Below are 22,283 nucleotides of genomic sequence, written 5' to 3'. Positions count from 1 at the left end.
AGGAGCTGATAAGCAGATGCAGCTGGATCTGTTCGATATTTTGAACGAGGAGGCGCTTCAGGCTCGGAAATCTCTTGAAGCAACGATCCTCCAGGAGAGAATCGCTGAGAGCCGGCAGGCGTTAGGCTGGGATGAATATGAAAAGCTCAAATCAGAGCTGGCCCTGCAGATCGAGATTAATAACCTACCATGGGTGCAATCCCATCCAAATATGAGGACCGGCTATGAACATGTCGATGTACAGGTGATTATTCCGCCAGACGTATTAAGCCCAATGGAATATCATCTGAGATTAAATCCTAAAGGAAAATTGAGTTATCGCGACGATAACTTGCGTGTAGCCAGTAGAGATTTATGGTCATCGTATAACTTTGCAGTCTGGAGATATGAGCCCCACCAGGTTGATTGGTGCGGAGCAATGAAGCTATTAACACGACATCGCGATGCTGGCGATCCAATATGGGTGCGAATCTCAAGAATAGGCGGGAGGTTGCTATACGGAGCACTGCCAGATTGCATCGTGAAAATTGAAGGGGGAGGCATAACTAATGGTTATTGATGTGAGATATACAGGTGAATCGAACGACGGGTTTACTAACGGTAAGATTTATGAGCAGGCGCTGCTTATCACTGACGGTAGCCTTGTTGTCCTAAATGATCATCGGAAATCTATTGATTTCGATGCTGGATCATGGGAAGAGCAATTCGAGAATTTGGGCGTACACGGAAGTGCTAGGCGCAAAGAAGGCCTTTATAACAAATACCAGATCATCAACCGCGAGACCGGCCAGGAAGCAGAGGGGCAATATTTTGTGCTCAAGCCAGCCAAGGACCCGGCAGCGCGGGCCGCACTGATGGCCTACGCAGAGGCTACCGACAATCAGCAGCTGGCGATGGACATCACATTTTGGGTTTCGGCCATTGAGGATGCAGGAAAGGTGGGAGAAGCATGAAGCTAAATATGTACGCCATCGTCTGGAATAAGTACATCAAAGATTTGGTCATCGCTGAAAGTGAGGATGCAGCTCGTAGGATGGCAAGCGATGGGAATGTGGACGCAAAAGACGAATCAGTGAAATGCGTGAAGCTGGATGATAGTTTGCAGACTTTCACAGCTCAAGGGATTAAGAGTGTCCAGGAGATCATTGAGCAAACAGGTAAGCCTGCATACTTGTGGAGCATAGACGATATTCGCATCCAATTTGCAGAGGTCCAGCCATGAAGGCTATAACCATAAAGCAGCCTTGGGCAGCGCTGATAGCGCTCGGCGAGAAACATTTTGAAACCCGGGGCTGGCAGACGAAGCATCGAGGTGAGCTGGCGATCCATGCCGGCAAGCAGGTAGATCGGGAAGCCTGCAAGATTCCGAAAATTAAGGAGGCGCTGGGCCGGCACGGTTACACTGCTGACAACCTTCCAACAGGGGCAGTTGTAGCCGTCGCGAAGCTTGAGGAGTGCTGGGAAGTTAGTCGTTGTGTCCGCGGGGATGTCATCCTTGAGAAGGACGGCGGTAACACAATGCGAGAGGACCCTATCGGAAAGAAGGAAGAAGCATTCGGCTGGTATAACGACGGACGATATGCCTGGGAACTGGCAGACATTAAGCAGCTGCCGCAGCCGATGCCGGCTAAGGGTCAGCTCAGTCTCTGGAACTGGGAAGGGGGAACGGAATGCTGACACCAGAACGGAAAGAAGAGATTAGGAGAAAGTTTGAATCCAACAAAAGAAGTTTAGAAAAAGCTTCCTCTCTTGCATATGAGGCATCAGTAATGGGGCTTGAGCTCCTGGCTGCTCTTGAAGAGGCAGAGAGACAACTACATCAAACGAAGATCACATCGTCGGTACACGAAAGCAACTCTGATGCTTATTTTGCAGAATGTGAGAGGCTCAGAGGTGGACTGGCAGAGGCACAGCAGACCCTCGCTGTAAAGGACGACACGATCAAGTTTCTCGATTCCAAACTGACGGAGGCACAGCAGACCATAGCCCGGCAACGGGAGGCACTGGAGAAAATCGCAAATTGCACAGGGATTGGTTATGAGGGTGCATGGAGAAACGCTGTGTCGCTTGCTCAAGCAGCCCTGGCGAACAAGAAAGGGGATAAACCAGATGTGGATTAAGATAGTTTTCGCTATCATAGCTTTCCTGGCGCTGGTCTTTGCTGCTGAGGATGACTCCAAGATTAACCGGCAGCGCCTGATGCATATGGCATCCATATCCTTAGCAGCTCTGATCGCGCTGGCCGCGGTGGTGATCTGGGGATGACGGACTATAAGCATGTCGAGAGCACTCACTGGACGCCGAAGCAGATCGCAGTTCATTGCAAGGCTATCGGTGCTGACAAGCCGCCGGCTCCCCGCAAGTACCAGGATCAGACTATTACGGCGCCGCAGCTTGGTTTTAACAATAAGTACATCAAAAAGGGCGGGGCAACCCGGTAACAGGAAAGGCAACAGGAATTATTCCAAATTATATTCCGAGAGGGGAAATTAATATTATGAAAACTAACGTGACTACTAAGATCAAAGATATCAAATTCGGTGCTAAAGAGGACGTAATTACATTGACAATTGATGGCAACATCACGGATGAGCAGGTGTCCATTCTCCGCAACATCAAGAAAACGGGCGTGGCCTTCGTGAGCTTCAGCAGCTCGCAGGCTGATCTGGACGATTACGATCGTGAGGAACCGCGCAAGGGCGTTTCAGGCAAGATTGATCCAGATGGAACTGCTCATGTTGATGCTGGACAAATGACACTCGAAGAGGCTGCAGTTGCGGCAGGAGACGGGGATGAACAGGACTCAGGTGATGCTGAGGAAGACGGCGAGGACCTGAATGATGACCAGGACGGGGATGATTATCCGGGAGATCTGGACGATCAGAACGGCCCGCCAATGCCTGATGATGCGGACGATCTGCCGCTTTAAACAATGCACACTCCCCGGCTTCGGCCGGGGGATTTCTTACTTAACTGAGGTGATACAGTGGCACAGATGTCGTTTGAACTGCCGGAACTGGATAGAAAGAAAACACAGGCCGCGGTGGAGGCGGCGTTTAAGAAATACCGCATCTATAAAACAACGACCTTCGAAGATCGGGAGGCAAGCACTACAGCTTCATGGTCTGATTCTCCAGGGGGATATACCGGTACAACTAGCGACCAGACAGGGGACATAGCAGCATATAACATTGATAAGAAGCGTGAAAGGCAATTATACTGTGAACGTATTGAAAGAGTGGTAAAAAGACTACATCCGTCAGAGCGTTTATTAATAGATGAACGGTACATGAAAGAGGACTATGTATTTGATTACGTGGTTTATAATCACAAATTCAACCCGCCAATCAGTCAGAAGAAATACGAGAAGTTCCGCAGGAACGCATTTTACCAAATCGCCCTTGCCTTGGATATCGCAGTGGAGAAAGAGAGGAATAAACTATGAATCCAACTGAATATAAATCAAAAGCAGATTATCCTTCAGTTCTCACAGCAAAAGATGTACAAGAGATACTGGGTATAGGTGAACGGCAGACATATGAGTTGCTAAATTCAGGTCAATTCCATGTGGTTCGGGTCGGAAGAATGATAAAAATATCAAAGGAAGTATTTCTGAAATGGCTGGAAGGATGAACAAAGCTGGTGCCGAAGATGGCACCAGCTTTAACTTTACCAAAGTAAAGGGCACCAAATGGGCACCAATTTTATTTTTGGACGATAAATGATTCCCGGGTAAAAGAAAAGAAGCCTTATAAAATAAGGCTTCTCACGTATAGGACGGATGGGGTTCGAACCCATGACCCCTACCCTGTCAAGATAGTGCTCTCCCGCTGAGCTACCGTCCTGCAACGAAATTTATAATAACACAGGATGTTAACTGATGGCAACAATTATTTTCTGAATGTAAATTTAAAGAAAAGGAATGAATGCTGATGGCAATTATTTTTAATGTGAACAACACTGATTTTACTCCAAAACAGTCTCCCATACCGGAGTTTGCCTGGCATACCAGTGAGAGGCTGGCTAGCGTGGCGGGTTCCAAGCATCTGATTTTTGACATTCGCTCACTCGATCCCGGAAAGTACTCCTATCCATATCATTTTCATAGAAATGCGGAGGAGATCTTTGTAATGATAGAGGGGAAGGCCATGCTCAGAACACCGGAGGGAATCCAGGAGCTGAGTGCAGGGGATATTGTGTTTTTTGAGACCGGACCGGAAGGAGCGCACCAGCTGTATAATCATACGGGGATTCCTTGCAGGTATTTTGATTTGCGTACCAATAACGGATTGGATGTAGCGGAATACCCCGATTCGGGTAAAATCAATATTTTACCCTATGAAGAGCTGTACCAGTCGGCAGACCGGGTGGATTATTACAAAGGGGAGGACAAGACCCGGGAGCAATGGGAACGGCTGGCTGAACTAAAGCGAAAGGACACTTAAAGTCCTGTAAGCACCAGACGGCGGATGTTGCCGGAACCCAATGCATCTTCGTATGAGAAAAGAGCGAGACAGCTAAAAACCGGCTGATATATAATGGAAGCCGTTTAAGACCATTAAGATGATAAAGGTGGGTTATCGGTGAAAGTTACGATACATAAAACAGGTTTAGAGGAAGCCTTGCTGAAATATGTAGTGATTGCGGCAAGGCAGAATGGACAGTGGATCATGGCCAGGCACCGTGAACGGACTACGTGGGAGTTCGCCGGTGGGCATATTGAGCCAAATGAACCGGCGGATGCTGCTGCAGGGAGGGAGCTGTATGAAGAGACCGGTGCGGAGGAGTTCTCCTTGACTCCGGTCTGTGTGTATTCGGTAGCTATTCAGGGAGTGCCCGAGAGCTTCGGCAAGCTCTATCTGGCGGATGTCCAAAGATTCGGGCAGATCCCTCAATATGAAATGGCTGAAATTAAAAGCTTCACGGATATTCCGGAAGAAGTGACATACCCGCATATCGTTCCTGCGCTTGTGGCTGAAGTGAAACGATTTTTGCTGGAGATGGAGACGGGCAGGACGGGAGCCGATTGAAGGTTCGACCGAACGTGCCCCGGACGGCATACGTAGGGGGATCAGGGCTATACCCGAAAGTTTCTTTTACACTTCTAACCTGCCCCGCTAATTTGCGCTTGAAGCCGCTCTGTCTCTTCCTCGATCTGCTGCAGATCAATCCGCTCAAACAGCAGGGTCTGGTCTTGAATGCAGGGAGCCGTTGGCATAAGGCCAGACCGTTTAATATCCTGCCTAAACGTCAAAGCTGGAAACAGCAGTTCTGATTAGGAGGAGAGAATGATATGAGCACATACAGGAAGAGCATTACAGGCCTCTGTGCAGCTCTGCTGCTGGTCCTTACCGGTTGTACGGCTGCTTATCAGGCATCGAAGACCGCCCCGATACACAGTATGACAGAACTGGGCGGCAACCTGGATCCCATGGATCGAACGGTGTCGCCGGTATTACGGGATGTGTATGACCGTTCCATTCCTGCTGAAGTGTACTCTGCTGAGTGAACCTGCGTATAAACCGGCCTTTTGGCGGACAGCAGTTTCCCTATACAGATATTCAAAAATTCTGTATAATAATTCAACTGTCGTTAGACATAGAGAGGAGAGGCAGAGAATATGGCAGCGGAAATCGTACATGTAACTACGGAGGAACAGCTTCAGATGGGGCTGGACATCCGCAAAAAAGTATTCGTGGAGGAGCAGCAGGTTCCGGCGGAAGAGGAAATCGATGAATACGATGTAATCGGCGACCAGGTGCATCATCTGCTGGTTGTGGAAGACGGCGTTCCGGTAGCCGCCGGCAGATTGATTTACTATAAAGCGGGCTCTGCCAAGCTGCAGCGGATCGCTGTGCATAAGGAGTACCGCAGCAAGGGGTACGGCCGTGTCCTGCTGATGGCGCTAGAAGAGCGAGCCAGGGAGCTGGGCCTTGTGTTCTCGGTGCTGGACGCGCAGTGCCAGGCTGAAAATTTCTATGCCAAGCAGGGATACGAGGTCATCTCGGACGAGCCGTTCTATGATGCTGGCATTCTGCATGTCAGAATGCAGAAGAAGCTCTAGACGCTGAAGATACATACTTCTTAGCAGCGGAGGGAAATCTACCTGTGTGCCATAGGGCGAATCCAAACGCGAAGGAGAGAATCCGCAGTGATCAACAATGAACGCGAACGTTTTGTAGCGGCGCAGAGAAATGGTGACGGCGATCTGCTGAAGTTTCAGACTTCCTCTGGACGTGTACTCGATTATCAGCAGGCGCTGCAGGAGGTTCAGGCCGGGAGTATTGCCGGAGTGAACGTGTTCAAAGGGAAAGACGGCGAAATGTATATCCGCGGTGATGCGGACGGGGATCCTTCGAATAATCTGGATCAGCTGCCGCAATTTTAAAGACCTCAAAGGATATGAAGACTGGACATGCGCGCTAACAAGCGTGTGTCCGGTCTTTTTTATTTTGAGGTTCCTCCTAAGTGCCTGAGTAATCACCGAAGTTAAAGCCTCACTTTGATGGGGTGTTTGTCGTATAGTTCAATGGGAAATGGAGGATAATGTGGTTATAAAACTGCCGGGGGGAGGCTGCAGATGTTCTCTTTATTCCGTAAATCTAAATCGACCACCGGCAGGTCCCCGGCAACAGCCCAGGCTGACCGGTCCGAACCGGGGACTTCGCTTGAGCAGCGGCTTGGCTGGTTCCAGCAGCGCCTGGACAACTGTGTCGATGCAGTGTTCAGGACCTTCTCGGGGACTGGCGGACAGCAGTACGCCCTGGTATTTCTGGGCGGGATTGTTGATCTGGAGCTGCTGCAGGAGGATTTGATCAACCCGATTATAGGAGAAGGCGGAACGGATAGTCCAGCTAAGGGACAGGCTGTTGATTTCGGCCGTCTGCTGATTACCTCCTGCAATGTTACCGAGCAGTGCGGGGAGGCGCTGCAATATGTACTGGAAGGTGCAGCGGTCCTGATTATAGCCGGTGAACCGCGCATAATCTGTTATCCCTACGCCAAATTTGAGAAGCGCAGTATAACGGAAGCGCAGAATGAGGTAGTGATCCGCGGCTCCCGTGAAGCTTTTGTAGAGGAGGTCCGCACCAATGTTACGATGGTGCGCCGCCGGATCAGGAGCCCGGAGCTTAAGATTAAGAGCAGCTATATCGGGAAGCATACCCGTACGGAAGTGATTGTCATTTATATGGAGGGGATCTGCAGGCCGGAGCTTGTAGAGGAGGTTCAGCACCGGCTGTCCAAAATCGAAATTGACGGTGTGCTGGAGAGCAGCTATCTGGAGGAATTCATTGAGGATCACCCGTTCTCCCCGTTCCCGCAGATTCAGAACACAGAACGGCCGGATACGGCTGCTGCTGCCCTGCTGGAAGGACGGATCCTTATCCTGACCGACGGAACACCGATGGCGCTGATTGCACCGGTTACCTTTCCTGTTTTTTTTCAATCGCCTGAAGACTATTACCAGCGTTCCTATGCGTCCACCTGGATCCGCTGGATCAGAGCAATGTTCATATTTGTTTCCCTGCTGGCCCCGTCCTTTTATATTGCGCTGACCACCTATCATCCGGAAATGATCCCGGCCAGCCTGCTGTTCAGTATTGCTGCGGCGCGCGAGCCGGTTCCGTTCCCGGCACTTTTTGAAGCGTTCATAATGGAGATTGTCTTTGAGGGGCTAAGGGAAGCCAGCATCCGGATCCCTTCGGCAATCGGGCAGGCGGTCTCCATTCTGGGGACGCTTGTGATCGGGGAGGCGGCAGTCCGCGCAGGAATCGTCTCCTCGCCGATGGTTATTATCGTTTCGCTGACAGGGATTTCGTCCTTTATTGTACCCAGCTACAGTCTGGGTCTGACGCTGCGGCTGATCCGCTTTCCGATCATGATCCTCTCGGGGAGCTTCGGTCTGCTTGGATTGTCGATCGGGATGTACTTGGTTCTGCTCCACCTGGTTGTATTATCCTCCTTCGGGGTGCCGTATCTGGCTCCGGTTGCACCGTTAAAATGGAAGGATATTAAGGATACCATTATCCGTGCGCCGTGGAAGCTTATGAAGAACCGTCCTTCCATTTACGGAATTGACCCGACAAGAAGGTTGAAGAGCCAATTATATGACAATGGGGATGAACAGGATTGAGCGGCTTTCCGGTATACAAAAGAATACTTCCGATGCTCCTGCTCATCGTTATGCAGTCACTTGTGCTAACCGGCTGCTGGTCAAGAATCGAGATTAATGACCGGCTGCTGGTAGTGGCTATGTTCATAGATGAGCTGGAGGAGGGCAAGGTACAGCTTACAATGGGCTATGCCAAGCCGAATCAGATTGCTTCCGGGACAGGCGGGGAGTCGCAAAGCTCGTCAATGCCCTATGCTACCGTAAAAGGAGAAGGGCGGAATATTTCAGATGCTTACCGTAATATCCAGACCAATATCTCGCGTGAAATTTTTTGGGGACAGGTAAAAATCATTGTCTTGGGAGAGGGTTATGCCCGAACCGGACTGGAGCCGCTATTGGATTTCGTGAACCGCAAGTCTTCGATTCCGCTTAAAACCTACATCCTTGTGGCTAAAGGAAGGGCTGAGGAGATTTCAATGTTTCCTACCCAGATTGAAAAATTCCCGAGTGAAATTTTCCGTGAGCTGGTTGCCCGCAAAAAAATTGTGGTCGGCAGTGTGAAGCATTTCATGATTGCCCGTGAATACGGGAGAGGTATGATACTTGCTTATCTAAGCCCTAATCTTGACAAGACACAGGGCAATCAGATCAGGGTACTCGGTTCTGCTCTGTTCCAGGATAACCGTATGACCGGCACTATGGATGTACATAAGACTAGAGGGGCTATGTGGCTGCGGGGCAATATCAAGGATGCGATCATAACCTTTCCTTCACCGTCAGACAGGGAAATGGTCAGCTTGTTAGTGACCGGGGCCAAGTCAAGGTTGAGCCTAAAGCTTCAGGACGGCAAATTTCTGTATACGCTGAAGCTCAGTGTCGAGAGCATTATCGATTCCTCCGATTCCTCATTGGCAATGTCCGATCCGGATACGCTGCGGGAGCTCGAGAAGATTCTGGGCAATGAAATAGAATCGAGAATCCGCCAGGCTTTTGAAGCTTCCCTCGAAGCAGGCAGCGATGCTTTTTCAGCTTGGCGCGCATATTGCCTGGAACTACCCGGCAGAATGGAAGAAGGTAAAGGAGGATTGGAGCAGCGTATACAGGGAGCGGGCCAGACTGGATATAGAGACTAAAGCTGTAATTCGTCTGCTGGGCGCTCAGAAAAATTAGCCGGAGGGATGGGTGTGGCTGCAATTGTATTGCTTTTTCTGCTGATCTTCCTGTTTGAAGGCGTGTACCTTAAAGTTAAAAAAAGAAAGCTGCGCACCTATATCATAGTATATGGAATAATGCTGCTTGCCCTGGTCTATAACCTGGCCTCAGCCCTTCTGCCCGAAGTGCTGAATCCCAACCTGATTATCGAAGCCGTCCTGGGAAAATAAAAGGTGTTAAGGAGAGTCTTGTGTGAAGCATGTATCCGCCTGGCAGTTCGTAATGCTGCTGACGATTTACCTTTATTCAGAGAATGCCGCCTTTCTGATTTCCCCGATTATCAAAACGGCTTCCTATAACGCAGTGTTGTCCGTGCTGCTCGGGGGTGTTATGGGACTTATCATAATCCTGATTAGTACAGCTGTTGCGCGGAAGAATGACCGGGAGTATTTTGCAGTGTTCGGCAAATATATTGTCGGTAAATGGGTTCATATCCCGCTGATACTGCTCCTGACCGGATACCTGCTCCACCGGGCGTCCATAGTATGAGGAATATCGAAGACTTTCTGTTGGTCAACCATTTGCCGACAACGCCTCAGGCTGTTATTGCCATAATATTGGGAACAGCTGTTGCCCTGACTGTACGTGCCGGGATTCAGGCGATCGCGAGAATCGCGGAAGTGATTTTTTTTGTAAACCTGTTTCTTCTTATAGTACTTACACCGCTTCTGCTTGGCATTGAGCTGCAGATTCCGATGCTGCGGGCATTTCTGACGAATTTTGAGTTGAACCGCACAGCGGCAGGAATACTGCAGGCGACACCCTGGTTCGGCGATGCATTTGTGGTATTGTTTATCTTTCCTCATCTGAAGCAGCAGTTGAAAATCAGCCGGATGGTGGTGTGGGGGCTGGTCTTTTCTATGATCCTGATCATGTCGTATCTGGTTCCAAGCCTGCTTGCCTTCGGACCGGAGCTGGGCGGTAAAATGTCCTATCCGGTAATGGAATATGTAAGAAGCATGCGCATTGCCGATTTCATCGAGACGCTGGACCCGTTTCTGACCATCCTCTATATCCCTGCAGTGATTCTAAAAATAAGCCTATTAATCTATGCTGCCGTAATCAGTCTGGCCCGGCTGCTTTCGCTGCATGACTATAAGCCGCTTGCTTTTTCGGTGTCGGCAATCGTGGTGGGATATTCCGTCCATTTTGCCAACAATACAGCTGAGCTGCTTCACTTCATGACGGTATACTGGCCAGCCTATGCCATCTGTATGCAGCTGATTCCGGGAGTGTACTGGGTGGTGCTGAAGATCCGGGGGAAGAATGCAGCTCTGCTGAAACCGAAAGGCCGTTAGTGCTTACAACGGGTAAACCACATGCTGCTCCATAAAGGTCATCTCCGCCGTTTTCCCCTCGAACTCAGGCTTCTGGTCGCTGTAGTGCATCAGGCTGATCAAACTGCGTACGTCCTGAGGCAATGTCAATAATTCATCAAGGGCTGTATGGATTGTGCCCGGACCTGTTAGCTGGCATTCATGAAAGATTTTGCGGACACCCTGCCTGCGGACGAGCTTCAGGAGTAATTCGGGCTGAAAGATCATATCGGCACTGTAAAAAATATCTCCGTTCAGCAGCAGCGAGTAGCTGGCTTTTCCGCGGATATGCGGTGTTCTTATCAATTCCAGCTTTACCTCGGCCGAAAGGGCATAGGGTGTGGCGGGCTCCAGCTGCGTTACTTCAAACGCTTCATCCAGTGAGCGGGGAGAACCGGACTTCCCGGTGAGGCTTTTCCGGTAGCTCTCACGGAGAGGCTCTATTAACGGCCCGGCTGCGAGCAGAGTCATTTTCCGGCCGGAGCCAGCATGCGTGAGCCTGGCGAGTTCAGGAAGACCGCCGGCATGATCACTATGGGTATGGGTAATCAATACGGCATCGATCTCACGGATTGAACGTCCGGACGCCTCCAGCGCCAGCGGTGCCGTTGTTCCGCAGTCGATTATCAGGTTATAACCCGGGCTGAGCAGCAGCCCGTTATTATTATAGTAGTTTTTAGCATGGGCATCGCCGGTGCCGAGCATTTGCAGCTGTACAGTCATGCAGAGTTCCTCCAATGATTTTATGGCTGCCGGGGGAAATGGCATTATCTAAATATAGTATTATTTTAACCGGGATAATGAAATTATTACCTGTTTCCTCCGCAACTTGTAGCTGTATATGTAGTATATATTAACAGCATGAATTATTTGGAGGGTCTCAAGGATGAGATGGAAAAAAATTGCTCTATGCGGGGCTGTGTTTTCCCTGATGGGAGGCTCATTATTGTTTGCGGATTCTGTAAATCAAAAGATTAGAGTATGGAGCAATGGAAAGGAGATGGCCGACGGGGGCTATCTGATTGACGGGAAGGCTTATATTCCCGCCAGGGAGGCCGGAGGTGTCGTCAGCTGGGACGGCTCAGGCAAGGTGACGATCCTCAAGCCGAATGTGCAGATCGTATTGTTCAACGGTGATAAGGTATTTGGCAATGTCAACGTGGGCAAGCTCAAGATCAAGGTGCTGACCCAGGTAGACAGCCTGACTGATGATATCGCGGCTGTAAAGGTGGCGATTACTGACCCTTCGGGCAACGTGAAAGATATTCAGTCCCAGGAGCTCAGCGGCTCAAAGAAGGAGGATTTCTGGTTCCCGACTTCTGAGTTCACCTATGACTTCAAGGATTCCGGAAAGTACCGTGTGGGCTTCTACATCAAGGCTTCCAAAGGCTCCGATTATGTTCTTGTGTCAGAGAAGGTAATTACGGCGCTGAATTAAGGTTCTTGGGCCATACGCAAATTGACCTGAACTTGCTATACGTGTTACGATACCCTAGCAGGCTAATTCAATTAAAGTGAGGTATTTCAATGAGCGATCACAAACATGAGCATGGCCATGAACATGGTGAAGCATGCGGTTGCGGACATGATCACGACCATGAGCACGAGGAGTTTGTGCTGACCTTGACGAACGAGCAGGGCGAAGATGTAGAAATGGTACTGGTGGAAACGTTCGACGTAGGCGAGAAGTTGTACGCGCTGCTGCTGGAACGCGAAAACCCTGAAGCAGACGGTATCATTCTGCGTATGGAAGAAGAGAACGAAGAAATGGTTCTTTACAACATTGAAGATGAAGCTGAATGGAAAGCTGTTGAAGAAGCTTACAACGAGCTGCTTGCCCAGCAAGAATAGATTTCAGTGCAGCTGAGGGCATACCTGCCGGACAGGCAGCAGCGCTCCATGCACAAAACCCCGATACTGGACCAGTATCGGGGTTTTGTTTGCCCGGGGAGCTGCCCGTCAGGAGATCGGGTCAGCTTCTACAATAACTTTGACGAAGTTGATGCTGCGGTCTTCCGGTCCTTTTACCGGGAGGCCGATTTCGACGTGATCGATGATATAATCAATGTTGTCCTGGGTAATAACTTCACCAGGCAGCAAAATTGGAATTCCCGGCGGATAGACGTAAATGAATTCAGCGATGATGTAGCCGGCCGATTCGCGGAACGGAACCAGCTGCGTATCTGCATAGAAAGCGTCGCGCGGAATCAGCGCAAGCTGCGGGATTTCCGGCACCTGTACCTTCAGCTCGTAAATTTCGCCCTTGCTGTAGTGTACGGCGGAAAGCACACGCAGCGCGGAAATCAGCTTATCTACAGTTTCCCGGGTATCTCCGGGGGTAATCAGGCAAAGAATATTATACATGTCGCTAAGTTCAACTTCGATGTTGTACTTCTGACGGAGCCAGTTCTCAGTCTCGTAGCCGGTAATGCCAAGGTGACGGACATGAATGTTCAGCTTGGTCGGATCGAGATTAAAGGTAGCTTCTGTCCCGAGAATCTCCTTGCCGAAGCTGTACAAGCCGTCGATATTATTAATGGCTTCCCGCGCGTAATTGGACAGCGCGATCGTCCGCTCTGCCATCTCATGGCCGTTAAGGGCCAGATTGCGTCTGGAGGTGTCCAGGGACGCCAGAAGGATATAGGAAGTGGACGTTGTTGTCAGCATGCTGATGATCGTCTGAACCCGCTGCGGATTGACCAGGCCGGTCTTCGCATTGAGATTCAGTACCGAGCTCTGCGTCATGGAGCCGCCCAGCTTGTGAACGCTGGTTGCTGCCATATCCGCACCGGCCTGCATGGCCGATACCGGCAGATCTTCATGAAAATGAATCAATACTCCATGCGCCTCGTCCACCAGTACAGGTACTCCGTAGCTGTGAGCCAGGTCCACAATCGAACGCAGGTCGGCAACTACGCCGAAGTAGGTGGGATTGATGACCAGAACGCCTTTGGCGTCAGGATGACGCTTTAATGCCTTTTCCAGCGAGCTGGTGGTTATACCGTGGTCTATCCCAAGATTCTCATCCTGAACAGGTGAGATAAAGACCGGCTTGGCTCCGGAGAAAATAATGGCCGACATCACGGACTTGTGAATATTGCGCGGCACGATTATTTTGTCTCCTTCCGAGCAGACAGAGAGGATCATAGTCATGATGGCATTGCTCGTGCCTTGTACGCTAAAATACGTGTAGTCGGCGCCGAAAGCCTGCGCAGCCAGCTTCTGAGCTTCTAGGATCACGCCCGTAGGCTGATGAAGATCATCAAGCGGTGCGATGTTGATCAAATCTATGGATAGCGCGTTATCGCCGATAAACTCACGGAATTCGGCATCCGTTCCTTGCCCCTTCTTATGCCCGGGAATATGGAATTGTACAGGGTTTCCGGCGGCATGCTTTTTAAGAGCGGTGAAGAGGGGAGTATCGTGTTGATTCATTTAATGCTGTCACAACCTTTCGCCAAGATTTATTTTTTTAAGGCAAGCACCAGTATAACAAATCAATCACCATAATACTAGGATGTGATAAAATGACTGGCAAAGCTGCAGGCCGTGTGCATATTAATCTGGCATCGCCGTTTATTCTGGAAATGTGGGTGATCATTTTTCTGGTCGAGTTTGTAAAAGGGTCCCTGCTCGTTGCCCTGCTCCCGGTGTACATGGAGAATATTCTCGGCCTGTCGGTTACGGTGGTCGGCTTTTCCTTCGCGCTGCAGTATTTGGGGGATAATCTGTTCCGCAGCCCGTTCGGCTGGGTCATGGAGCGGATCGGATACCGCTGGACGATGACAGGATCGCTGCTGCTGATTGTCCTTGCCGTCGGCATGATTATCTATGCCAACAATGCGGCAGCACTCTCGGTTGCCTGCCTGATTCTCGGCATCGGCACTTCCCCGCTCTGGCCGTGTACCATGACCGGCATAACCGAGCTTGCCGGCTCCACCGAGAGCGGCAGCAGCGGTGCGGCCATGGGTGCGGTCGAGATGGCTTCACTGGCGGGAACGGGCATCGGGCCCATCGTCGTCAATTTCATGATGGATCACGGGGGACAGAGCTACCGGACCGTGTTCCTTGTCCTTATGGGCTGTGCTGCCGCTGTTGCCGCGGTCGCGCTGCTGCTGCCATCGAGAATTGCCGGCCATGCGCCGCGTGTGGTGCGCAGCATGGACGGTGAAGCCGGAGCAGCAGGCCGGCGGCCATTCCAGCCGCTGAAGAGCCTGAAGCGTACGATGCTGCAGGTCAGAACCTCGCTGAAGGTCAGCCGGCTGCTGTTCCCGGCGCTGTTCCTGCAGGCTTTTGCGATCGGCCTGATGACGCCTGTGGTGACGCTGTTCGCCCGCAGTGAATTGCATGTGACCCCGAACCAGTTCAGCCTGCTGCTGATTGCCGGGGGCGGCATAACGGTGCTTACGCTCATTCCGGCCGGCAAGCTGGTCGACCGGATCGGAACGACGGTGTTCCTGAACATCGGCTTTCTGCTTGCGGCCGGTTCACTGGCCTTTTTCTCACAGGTGCGCTGGCTGCCGCTGGCTTTTGTCGCAGTGGCGCTTGTCGGCATCAGCTATGCGCTGATTCTGCCGGCCTGGAATGCCTTTGTGGCCAAGCAGGTGCCGGCCGGGGAACGCGGCACCGTATGGGGCCTGTTCCTGACCCTTCAGGGCTCGGGGATGGTTGCCGGCCCCGTGCTGTCCGGCAGGCTGTGGGATTCTGTCAGCCACAGCGCCCCGTTCCTGGCAAGCGCCGTTGTAATGGTGCTGCTGGCAGGGCTGCATCTGCTGATCGTCCGCCGGACCAGACTTAAGCAGAGCGCTGGCTGATCCGGTGTGAATTTTGACGACAGCCACTATTTATTGAAGAGGCCTTGTTTATCTGGACACAGTATATTCCGGATGAACAGGGCCTGATTGCGTTTGCTGCTACAGAAAAAACAGTGTCCGTTTGGGAATGCCGGAAAACGGGTAAAAATAGTCAATAAACCAAGTTACCGCTACATAAAATGAAGTATAAAATATCAGTAAGAAGAACGAAAAAATGAATGGCTTTCAGATGGAGGTCCGGACGTTGATTTTACTCTGTGTATACAGATGAAACTGCTTCAACAAAGCTGTTAGGGGGGAGTGCCGTGAACAAAAATGACGAAGTGGAGTACTGCAACCTGGAGCTGCGCTTTGACAGGCAGGATATCCAGAACCTGATCAAGGATTTGATCAAGGAAGGCTATTCCCTGTACTGGAGTGAGAATGAAACTGTATTTCTGATCTCGGTGCGTACCGGCCGCAAGCTGGTTAAGCTGCGTTTTCAGCAGATAAAGGACGGCTACAAGCTAGTCGGGGATTATATGATCCGTGATGCGCGGCTGTCCGAATGGATGGAGAAGCTTATCGGCGATATGCGGGGGCATGCGGTAGTCAAACGGTTCCGCGACCGGCAGATCATTATTGAGAACATTATGTTTGGCGAAGTGATACGGCTGGTGGAAATCTCCGGGTACCAGCAGCGCGTTCTATACCAAAAGGGTCCGCTGCTTACCGACCAGGAGCTGACAAAGCTGTTTTATTCAGTGGAGGGCGAGGAGCGTATCCGGCAGCGCAGGGTGGAAGTGGACGAGGAGCTTGACCGGCTGAATGAAGCGCTGCAGAGCGGGGACACTGCGCTGATGGAGGCATGCAGGGTGAAGCTGGCCGGTTTGTCCCGTGAACTGAATAGGCTCGAATGGTAAACGATCAGGGCATCCCGCAGGCGGGGTGCTCTTAATCTGTGTGCGGATATCTGTGATACAGGATCCGGGACATTTAAGGCCGAAGCTGCATGGTTACAGGTGTGAAGCTGTCAATTCCTCATGTGCTGTTCAACTTGTAGACAGGGGTTCACTTCTGGCTGCAAAAACGTTAAAATAGTCAACGTGAGCAATTTCCTGATATTGAAGCGCTTTGTCAATGAAATTGATCTCTCTTTCGCAGGCGGAGCTTTGCTGTATCTGACAAAGGGTGGTATTCTGATACTGCGAGAAATGGATTTCACAAAAATATAGGGTGCAAAGGGTGGAGAACCAGATGGCAAAACAACAAATCGGCGTTATTGGCTTGGCGGTAATGGGTAAAAATTTGGCTCTTAACATCGAGAGCAGAGGCTTTTCCGTATCGGTATATAACCGTTCCCCGGAGAAGACCAATGATCTGATCGCCGAAGCTGAAGGCAAAAACTTGGTAGGTACCTTCTCTGTTGAAGAGTTTGTACAATCCCTTGAAGTACCGCGCAAAATTCTGATCATGGTACAGGCCGGTAAAGCAACGGACGCTACCATTGAGCAGCTTCTGCCGTATCTGGACCAGGGCGATATCATTATCGACGGAGGTAACGCATACTTCCCTGATACTGTTCGCCGCAGTAAAGAGCTTGAAGACAAAGGCTTCCGCTTCATCGGCACCGGTGTGTCCGGCGGTGAAGAGGGTGCGCTCAAAGGTCCTTCCATCATGCCGGGCGGACAGGAAAGCGCCTATAAGCTGGTTGAACCGATTCTTACGGCAATTTCCGCCAAAGTGGACGGAGAGCCCTGCTGTACATATATTGGACCGGACGGTGCCGGACACTATGTCAAAATGGTGCACAACGGTATCGAGTACGGCGACATGCAGCTGATCTGCGAAGCCTACCAGCTTCTGAAAGACGTACTTGGCCTGGATGCCAAGGAGCTGCACAGCATTTTTAAGGAGTGGAACAGCGGTGAGCTGGACAGCTACCTGATCGAGATCACTACAGATATCTTCGCCCAGTATGATGAAGAGACCGGCAAGCCGATGGTTGACGTGATCCTCGATTCCGCCGGCCAAAAGGGAACAGGTAAATGGACAAGCCAGAGCTCGCTCGACCTGGGTGTGCCGCTGTCCATGATCACTGAGTCCGTATTCTCCCGCTTCCTGTCTGCCATGAAGGAAGAGCGCGTGGAAGCCAGCAAAGTGCTGAGCGGACCGGAAGTAGAGCCATTCCAGGGCGACAAGGCAGAATTCATCGAGAATGTGCGCAGAGCGCTGTTTGCCAGCAAAATCGTATCCTACGCGCAAGGCTTCGCACAGCTTCGTGTAGCTTCCGACGAATATGGCTGGGATCTGAAATACGGCAGCCTGGCCAAAATCTGGCGCGGCGGCTGCATTATCCGCTCCCGCTTCCTGCAGAACATCACCGATGCCTACGAAACCAATCCGGATCTGAAGAACCTGCTGCTTGATCCGTTCTTCAAGGACATCATGAGCTCTTACCAGGCTGCTTGGCGTAAAGTGGTATCCGCTGCTGTAGCACAAGGCGTACCTGTACCTGGCTTCTCCAGTGCGCTTGCCTACTATGACAGCTACCGTACTGAGCGTCTGCCTGCGAACCTGCTTCAGGCACAGCGCGACTACTTCGGTGCCCACACCTTCAAACGTGTGGATAAGGAAGGCGTCTTCCACCACAACTGGATTAACGAATAGTTCTGCAACCCTGTTGCAAGAAGAAGTCCGAATGGTTTCCCGGTTACGGGAAGCCTTCGGGCTTTTTTTACATGGCGGATACGGATATAACATCACTCGGGCAGGAAGCAGAGGGAAGTGGATTGTGCAATCTTTTGGGCGTGTGTTATGATATGACAAATGTCGCGGGTGGAGGGTAGTTATGTCGGGGGATAGAGAACAACAGTGTTCATATAAGCCTGAACCGGGGAGAAATATCATTCTGGTCGGGATGATGGGCACAGGAAAGTCAACCGTAGGTAGAATGCTGGCCGAAGAGCTGGAGTACGAGCTGGTTGATCTGGATCAAGTCATCATTGAAAATGAAGGCCGGAGTATTGCGGATATCTTTGCCGCAGACGGTGAGGCGTATTTCCGGAAGGCGGAGTCGGCTGCCCTGCAGCGGATGCTTGAGGGAGAACGCAGAATTATTTCAACTGGAGGCGGCGCGGTGCTTGCACCGGGGAACGCTGAGATGATGCTTGCGAAAGGGCTTGTTGTAGCACTGACAGCCACTGAAGAGGTTGTTATTGCCCGTGTGAGCGGAGATGCGAACCGTCCGCTGCTCGCCGGCAACGCGCAGGATAGAGTCCGCGCCATTATGGAGCAGCGGCGTGAGGCCTACCGGTTCGCGCATTGCACGGTCGATACATCGGAGCTGAGTGCGGCAGAAGTGTCGCAGCATATTTTAATGCATTACCGCGGTTGAGCTTTTAAGTGTATTTGCAATTGGCTGTTTACGCCTCCTGCGTTTCGTTCCATTCCAGCATTCCGCCGCTCAGGTTGGAGGCTTGAATACCGAATTGCTGCAGATACTCGCAGACACGCTGGCTGCGTGCACCGGAACGGCAGATGAAGATAATGCCGGTATCAGCCGGAAGCTCTCCGCTGTGCTGCGGAATTTGTCCCATTGGAATATGCTTGGCGCCCGGAATCATTCCGGTTGCAACCTCGTCATCCTCACGGACATCAATCAGAAGCAGGTCCTCACCTGCCGCAAGACGCTGGCGCAGCTCATCTGGTGTAACTTGTGGAATATCGTTCATGGTTAAGACCCCTTTCTATCTGCAGAATATTGATATGATACCATAGCTTTGGACTATAGTGTCAAACCGAGCACTACATATCCCTAATACTATGAATAAGGAGCGTTTAAATAATGGATGTTATTGTTAGGCCAACACCGACCCTGCAAGGAGAAATTGGAGCATTGTCCTCCAAAAATTATACAACCCGCTACCTGCTGGTTGCGGCGCTGTCTGAAGGAGTCAGCACCATCTATCATCCTGCCCACAGTGAAGACAGTGATGCCATCCGCAGATGTATCGCTGATCTGGGTGCTGTCCTGACGGAAGACGATGAAAAAATCGTAGTACAGGGCTTCGGCAAGAACCCGCGTGATGTGAAGGAGCTGAACGTGGGCAATGCCGGAGCGGTACTGCGCTTTCTGATGGCTGTGGCTGCGCTTAGCCCCGAGGTTACTTTTGTTAATACTTATCCCGATTCCCTGGGCAAGCGTCCGCATGATGATCTGATCAAGGCACTGGGCCAGCTGGGCGTTGAAGTTGAGCATAATAACGGCAGACTGCCAATTACCATCCGTGGGGGCAAGCCGTCCGGCGGACGGATTACTGTATCCGGTGCAGTCAGCTCCCAGTATCTCAGCGCACTGTTATTCCTGACACCGCTGCTTGAGGAGGACAGTGAAATTATCGTGCTGGATGACCTGAAATCCAAGGTCGTTGTTGGCCAGACCCTTGAGGTGCTGGAACAGGCGGGGATCGTTGTACATGCTGCAGATGACTACATGTCCTTTAAGGTGCCGGGCCGCCAGGCGTATGCCGCCAAGTCCTACACTGTACAGGGCGATTATCCGGGATCGGCCGCTGTGCTCGCGGCAGCGGCTGTCACGAAGTCTGATGTGAAGATCCACCGGCTGGCTGAGAGAAGCAAGCAGGGGGAGCGGGCTGTTGTTGATGTGCTGAAGATGATGGAAGTGCCGCTGACCCATGAGAACGGTACTGTTCATGTCAAGGGCAACGGAATCCTGAAGGCTGTAGAATTTGACGGTGATGCAGCAACTGATGCTGTGCTGGCGATGGTGGCAGCAGCCGTATTCGCGGAAGGAACCTCGCGCTTCTATAATGTAGAGAATCTGCGGTATAAGGAATGCGACCGCATTACCGATTACCTGGCTGAGCTGACACGCGCAGGCGCCAGGGTCGAGGAGCGGCGCGATGAGATCATCGTGCACGGTATGCCGGAAGGTGTAGAAGGCGGCGTAACCATCAACGCTCATTATGACCACCGCGTCATTATGGCGTTAACCGTAGTCGGCCTGCGCGCACGCCAGCCGCTGCTGATCAAGGACGCCCACCATGTCGCCAAGTCGTATCCGCAGTATTTTGATCACCTGCGTGAGCTTGGGGCCGATGTGGAATGGGTAAAGTAGGATAGGGTAGATAACTTGGCACGATATGCAGGATGTGGCGGATACTGTTCTTGGTTGCTGATGCTACATCCCTCACATGTGTCTTATGACTCAGAAAGCTGCTGATTCTTTGTGATATTCTTAGAGGGAGGAATACTTCGATGAGTTTTGAGAATCCAAGCCGTGAACAGATTGGAGATATTCTTGCATCAGCTGGCAATATCGCTGTTGTCGGCCTGTCAGACAAATCCGACCGTACTTCATACATGGTCGCTTACGCCATGCAAAGCCGGGGGTACCGGATCATCCCGGTGAATCCTACCGTGGACGGAGACATTCTCGGCGAGAAATGCTACCACACCCTGGCTGAAATTCCGGAGCCGGTTGATATTGTCAACGTGTTCCGCCGCAGCGAATATTGCGCTGAAGTGGCACAGGAAGCTGCTGACATCGGCGCCAAGGTGCTGTGGCTGCAGCAGGGCATTATCAGCCAGGAGGCAGCAGATATTGCTGCTGAACATGGCATGACCGCAATCATGGACCGCTGCATCAAAGTCGAGGAAGCAATCACGATGCACGGGCGCAGCCGGGGCTAATCGGCTAATTTAAGCTGGAAACCGGCTGAGCACATTGTTATACTGGCTTTTGACGAAGAACGTCCATTACCCGTTAGGTTACTTCCGGGCTGTGGGCGTTCTTTTTTATTTGCCGGGAGGGAAATAGGTATGGATTTTGAAGAAACGCACGGATTGTGGATGGGCCGTCATTCAGCTGAGCGGAGCGGTGAGCGCAGAGGCAGGCTTTTGCGGGGACATAACTTTGCTGAGAAGATGTTCGTACAGAATGTGTGGTGGCCGCTGTTTGAATCGCTGGAGCATTTGCATCCGGAGTACGAGATCTATGACTGGAACCGCAAGTCCCAGTTTCTGGACTTTGCTTTTTTACCGTCTATCGGCCCGCAGATCGGAATTGAATGTGACGGATTCCAGAGTCATATTAAGGACATGGACAGGGAAAAGTTCAGCTATGCGCTAAACCGTGACAACTTCCTCACCGGTATGGGCTGGCGGATACTGCACTTTTCGTTCGATGACATCCAGCAGCGTCCTGAAGTATGCAGAATGCTGCTGCAGCTGGTGCTGGCGCAGTATTTAACAAGAACCGCCAGTGCTGCCGACCTGCTGTCCGCAGAAAAAGAGGTGCTGCGTTTAGCCTGGCGCCTTGCCAGACCGGTGCGTCCGAAAGATGTTGTGAACCATTTTAAGGTTAATTTCCGTACGGCGCAGAAGCTGCTGATCTCTTTGAGTGAAAAGGGGCTATTAAAGCCAGTGTGTTCCAGCAAACGGGTGCGGTACTACGAGGTGAAGAGTCTACAGCCCGGCCAATTGTGGTAATGTAGTTGCTGGTAAGTGCCTTATGTCACTAACGTACAGGGGCTCCGTCGAATAACTGCATTCCGTACATCTAAAATAGCTATTTTGGTGCATTTTATGGAAATAACTGCATTCTGTGCAACTAAAATCCGCGAAATTGCTGATAAAGCCAAAAAACGCGAGGGATAGTTGCACAAACTGCAATTAAAATTAATTTTTGGGTTAAAGTAGTATTTTTAGATGTAGAAAGTACACTTATTCAGGCTGGTGGCTGGTGGCTGGTGGCTGGTGGCTGGTGGCTGGTGGCTGGTGGCTGGTGGCTGGTGGCTGGTGGCTGGTGGCTGGTGGCTGGTGGCT

General features: G+C 51.3%; 32 protein-coding genes, 1 tRNA gene and 1 pseudogene. 30 read left to right on the top strand and 4 right to left on the bottom strand.

What is annotated here, in order from left to right; translation table 11 throughout:
• Positions 1-16: 16 nt before the first annotated feature.
• The 10 genes from M2108_RS29480 (at position 17) to M2108_RS29435 (ending at position 3,633) form a co-directional block, all read left to right on the top strand.
• On the top strand, positions 17-559 hold the full coding sequence (locus M2108_RS29480; protein ID WP_277472962.1) for a hypothetical protein: 543 nt from the start codon (positions 17-19) through the stop codon (positions 557-559).
• Positions 549-953, top strand: a complete 405-nt coding sequence (locus M2108_RS29475) for a hypothetical protein (protein WP_277472963.1) — start codon at positions 549-551, stop codon at positions 951-953. The genes M2108_RS29480 and M2108_RS29475 overlap by 11 nt, the downstream gene beginning before the upstream one ends.
• A complete protein-coding gene (locus M2108_RS29470) occupies positions 950-1,222 on the top strand; it encodes a hypothetical protein (protein ID WP_277472964.1) in 273 nt (90 codons plus the stop codon). The genes M2108_RS29475 and M2108_RS29470 overlap by 4 nt, the downstream gene beginning before the upstream one ends.
• Positions 1,219-1,677, top strand: a complete 459-nt coding sequence (locus M2108_RS29465) for an ASCH domain-containing protein (protein ID WP_277472965.1) — start codon at positions 1,219-1,221, stop codon at positions 1,675-1,677. Before M2108_RS29470 ends, M2108_RS29465 begins: the two co-directional genes overlap by 4 nt.
• Positions 1,671-2,120 carry a hypothetical protein gene (locus tag M2108_RS29460; RefSeq protein WP_277472966.1) on the top strand — a complete coding sequence of 150 codons (450 nt, stop codon included), beginning with the start codon at positions 1,671-1,673 and terminating at the stop codon, positions 2,118-2,120. The genes M2108_RS29465 and M2108_RS29460 overlap by 7 nt, the downstream gene beginning before the upstream one ends.
• Positions 2,110-2,265, top strand: a complete 156-nt coding sequence (locus M2108_RS29455) for a hypothetical protein (RefSeq protein WP_277472967.1) — start codon at positions 2,110-2,112, stop codon at positions 2,263-2,265. The genes M2108_RS29460 and M2108_RS29455 overlap by 11 nt, the downstream gene beginning before the upstream one ends.
• Positions 2,262-2,441, top strand: a complete 180-nt coding sequence (locus M2108_RS29450) for a hypothetical protein (RefSeq protein WP_277472968.1) — start codon at positions 2,262-2,264, stop codon at positions 2,439-2,441. The genes M2108_RS29455 and M2108_RS29450 overlap by 4 nt, the downstream gene beginning before the upstream one ends.
• 56 nt (positions 2,442-2,497) lie before the next feature.
• Positions 2,498-2,929, top strand: coding sequence for a hypothetical protein (locus M2108_RS29445; RefSeq protein ID WP_277472969.1), 432 nt, complete (start codon positions 2,498-2,500; stop codon positions 2,927-2,929).
• A 66-nt stretch (positions 2,930-2,995) separates the two neighbouring features.
• Positions 2,996-3,445 (top strand): ArpU family phage packaging/lysis transcriptional regulator, encoded by a 450-nt coding sequence (locus M2108_RS29440; RefSeq protein WP_277472990.1) that lies wholly within the window; start codon positions 2,996-2,998, stop codon positions 3,443-3,445.
• On the top strand, positions 3,442-3,633 hold the full coding sequence (locus tag M2108_RS29435; RefSeq protein ID WP_277472970.1) for a helix-turn-helix domain-containing protein: 192 nt from the start codon (positions 3,442-3,444) through the stop codon (positions 3,631-3,633). Before M2108_RS29440 ends, M2108_RS29435 begins: the two co-directional genes overlap by 4 nt.
• A gap of 140 nt (positions 3,634-3,773) precedes the next feature.
• Here the strand turns inward: M2108_RS29435 and M2108_RS29430 are convergent.
• Positions 3,774-3,845, bottom strand: a tRNA-Val gene (locus tag M2108_RS29430).
• A gap of 81 nt (positions 3,846-3,926) precedes the next feature.
• Here M2108_RS29430 and M2108_RS29425 point away from each other — a divergent pair.
• From M2108_RS29425 to M2108_RS29380, 11 genes and pseudogenes are all read left to right on the top strand, one after another.
• Entirely contained in the window at positions 3,927-4,445 is a 519-nt protein-coding gene (locus M2108_RS29425) for a cupin domain-containing protein (protein WP_346780635.1), read from the top strand.
• Positions 4,446-4,583: 138 nt separating this feature from the next.
• Complete coding sequence (locus M2108_RS29420; protein WP_277472972.1) at positions 4,584-5,030, top strand: NUDIX hydrolase; 447 nt, start codon at positions 4,584-4,586, stop codon at positions 5,028-5,030.
• A 263-nt stretch (positions 5,031-5,293) separates the two neighbouring features.
• Positions 5,294-5,509: a hypothetical protein gene (locus tag M2108_RS29415; protein ID WP_277472973.1), complete on the top strand. Its 216-nt coding sequence runs from the start codon at positions 5,294-5,296 to the stop codon at positions 5,507-5,509.
• A gap of 111 nt (positions 5,510-5,620) precedes the next feature.
• Positions 5,621-6,064 carry a GNAT family N-acetyltransferase gene (locus tag M2108_RS29410; RefSeq protein ID WP_277472974.1) on the top strand — a complete coding sequence of 148 codons (444 nt, stop codon included), beginning with the start codon at positions 5,621-5,623 and terminating at the stop codon, positions 6,062-6,064.
• A gap of 87 nt (positions 6,065-6,151) precedes the next feature.
• Positions 6,152-6,388 carry a DUF3892 domain-containing protein gene (locus tag M2108_RS29405; RefSeq protein WP_277472975.1) on the top strand — a complete coding sequence of 79 codons (237 nt, stop codon included), beginning with the start codon at positions 6,152-6,154 and terminating at the stop codon, positions 6,386-6,388.
• 192 nt (positions 6,389-6,580) lie between these two features.
• Positions 6,581-8,134 (top strand): spore germination protein, encoded by a 1,554-nt coding sequence (locus M2108_RS29400; protein WP_277472976.1) that lies wholly within the window; start codon positions 6,581-6,583, stop codon positions 8,132-8,134.
• A 32-nt stretch (positions 8,135-8,166) separates the two neighbouring features.
• Positions 8,167-9,129, top strand: a pseudogene (locus M2108_RS29395) (Ger(x)C family spore germination protein); the annotation flags it as partial.
• A 1-nt stretch (position 9,130) separates the two neighbouring features.
• Positions 9,131-9,283, top strand: coding sequence for a Ger(x)C family spore germination C-terminal domain-containing protein (locus M2108_RS31730; protein ID WP_481856965.1), 153 nt, complete (start codon positions 9,131-9,133; stop codon positions 9,281-9,283).
• Positions 9,284-9,297: 14 nt separating this feature from the next.
• On the top strand, positions 9,298-9,495 hold the full coding sequence (locus M2108_RS29390) for a hypothetical protein (RefSeq protein ID WP_277472978.1): 198 nt from the start codon (positions 9,298-9,300) through the stop codon (positions 9,493-9,495).
• Between the two features lie 22 nt (positions 9,496-9,517).
• Complete coding sequence (locus M2108_RS29385; RefSeq protein WP_277472979.1) at positions 9,518-9,814, top strand: GerAB/ArcD/ProY family transporter; 297 nt, start codon at positions 9,518-9,520, stop codon at positions 9,812-9,814.
• Entirely contained in the window at positions 9,811-10,623 is an 813-nt protein-coding gene (locus M2108_RS29380) for a GerAB/ArcD/ProY family transporter (protein WP_277472980.1), read from the top strand. The genes M2108_RS29385 and M2108_RS29380 overlap by 4 nt, the downstream gene beginning before the upstream one ends.
• 3 nt (positions 10,624-10,626) lie before the next feature.
• Here the strand turns inward: M2108_RS29380 and M2108_RS29375 are convergent, their stop codons facing one another.
• Positions 10,627-11,364 (bottom strand): MBL fold metallo-hydrolase, encoded by a 738-nt coding sequence (locus M2108_RS29375; RefSeq protein ID WP_277472981.1) that lies wholly within the window; start codon positions 11,362-11,364, stop codon positions 10,627-10,629.
• Between the two features lie 163 nt (positions 11,365-11,527).
• Here M2108_RS29375 and M2108_RS29370 point away from each other — a divergent pair, with 163 nt between their 5' ends.
• Both M2108_RS29370 and M2108_RS29365 read left to right on the top strand, forming a co-directional pair.
• Complete coding sequence (locus M2108_RS29370) at positions 11,528-12,079, top strand: copper amine oxidase (RefSeq protein ID WP_277472982.1); 552 nt, start codon at positions 11,528-11,530, stop codon at positions 12,077-12,079.
• An 89-nt stretch (positions 12,080-12,168) separates the two neighbouring features.
• Positions 12,169-12,492 (top strand): DUF1292 domain-containing protein, encoded by a 324-nt coding sequence (locus M2108_RS29365; protein ID WP_039872519.1) that lies wholly within the window; start codon positions 12,169-12,171, stop codon positions 12,490-12,492.
• Between the two features lie 108 nt (positions 12,493-12,600).
• On the opposite strand, the gene M2108_RS29360 is transcribed toward M2108_RS29365, so the two are convergent.
• Positions 12,601-14,076, bottom strand: coding sequence for an aminotransferase class I/II-fold pyridoxal phosphate-dependent enzyme (locus M2108_RS29360; protein ID WP_090718829.1), 1,476 nt, complete (start codon positions 14,074-14,076; stop codon positions 12,601-12,603).
• 92 nt (positions 14,077-14,168) lie between these two features.
• Between M2108_RS29360 and M2108_RS29355 the strand changes: the two genes are divergently transcribed.
• The 4 genes from M2108_RS29355 to M2108_RS29340 all read left to right on the top strand — a co-directional run bounded on the left by M2108_RS29355 (position 14,169) and on the right by M2108_RS29340 (position 18,831).
• The gene (locus M2108_RS29355) at positions 14,169-15,455 is read left to right on the top strand and encodes an MFS transporter (protein ID WP_277472983.1); all 1,287 of its coding nucleotides are present in this window, start codon (positions 14,169-14,171) and stop codon (positions 15,453-15,455) included.
• 305 nt (positions 15,456-15,760) lie between these two features.
• Positions 15,761-16,357 carry a hypothetical protein gene (locus tag M2108_RS29350; protein ID WP_277472984.1) on the top strand — a complete coding sequence of 199 codons (597 nt, stop codon included), beginning with the start codon at positions 15,761-15,763 and terminating at the stop codon, positions 16,355-16,357.
• 334 nt (positions 16,358-16,691) lie between these two features.
• A complete protein-coding gene (gene gndA, locus M2108_RS29345; RefSeq protein ID WP_277472985.1) occupies positions 16,692-18,104 on the top strand; it encodes an NADP-dependent phosphogluconate dehydrogenase in 1,413 nt (470 codons plus the stop codon).
• 181 nt (positions 18,105-18,285) lie between these two features.
• Positions 18,286-18,831 carry a shikimate kinase gene (locus M2108_RS29340; RefSeq protein WP_277472986.1) on the top strand — a complete coding sequence of 182 codons (546 nt, stop codon included), beginning with the start codon at positions 18,286-18,288 and terminating at the stop codon, positions 18,829-18,831.
• 28 nt (positions 18,832-18,859) lie between these two features.
• On the opposite strand, the gene M2108_RS29335 is transcribed toward M2108_RS29340, so the two are convergent.
• Positions 18,860-19,168: a rhodanese-like domain-containing protein gene (locus tag M2108_RS29335; RefSeq protein ID WP_277472987.1), complete on the bottom strand. Its 309-nt coding sequence runs from the start codon at positions 19,166-19,168 to the stop codon at positions 18,860-18,862.
• Positions 19,169-19,281: 113 nt separating this feature from the next.
• Here M2108_RS29335 and aroA point away from each other — a divergent pair, with 113 nt between their 5' ends.
• From aroA to M2108_RS29320, 3 genes are all read left to right on the top strand, one after another.
• Positions 19,282-20,574, top strand: coding sequence for a 3-phosphoshikimate 1-carboxyvinyltransferase (aroA, locus tag M2108_RS29330; protein WP_277472988.1), 1,293 nt, complete (start codon positions 19,282-19,284; stop codon positions 20,572-20,574).
• A gap of 140 nt (positions 20,575-20,714) precedes the next feature.
• Positions 20,715-21,149 (top strand): CoA-binding protein, encoded by a 435-nt coding sequence (locus tag M2108_RS29325; protein ID WP_068723572.1) that lies wholly within the window; start codon positions 20,715-20,717, stop codon positions 21,147-21,149.
• A 129-nt stretch (positions 21,150-21,278) separates the two neighbouring features.
• A complete protein-coding gene (locus M2108_RS29320) occupies positions 21,279-21,947 on the top strand; it encodes a PDDEXK family nuclease (RefSeq protein WP_277472989.1) in 669 nt (222 codons plus the stop codon).
• The last annotated feature ends 336 nt before the right edge of the window (positions 21,948-22,283 follow it).

This window comes from Paenibacillus sp. PastM-3, assembly GCF_029893965.1.
Classification (GTDB): Bacteria; Bacillota; Bacilli; order Paenibacillales; family Paenibacillaceae; genus Paenibacillus_AQ.
Note: the sequence above shows the minus strand (reverse complement) of the source record. Positions and strands in the feature narration are given on the sequence as shown.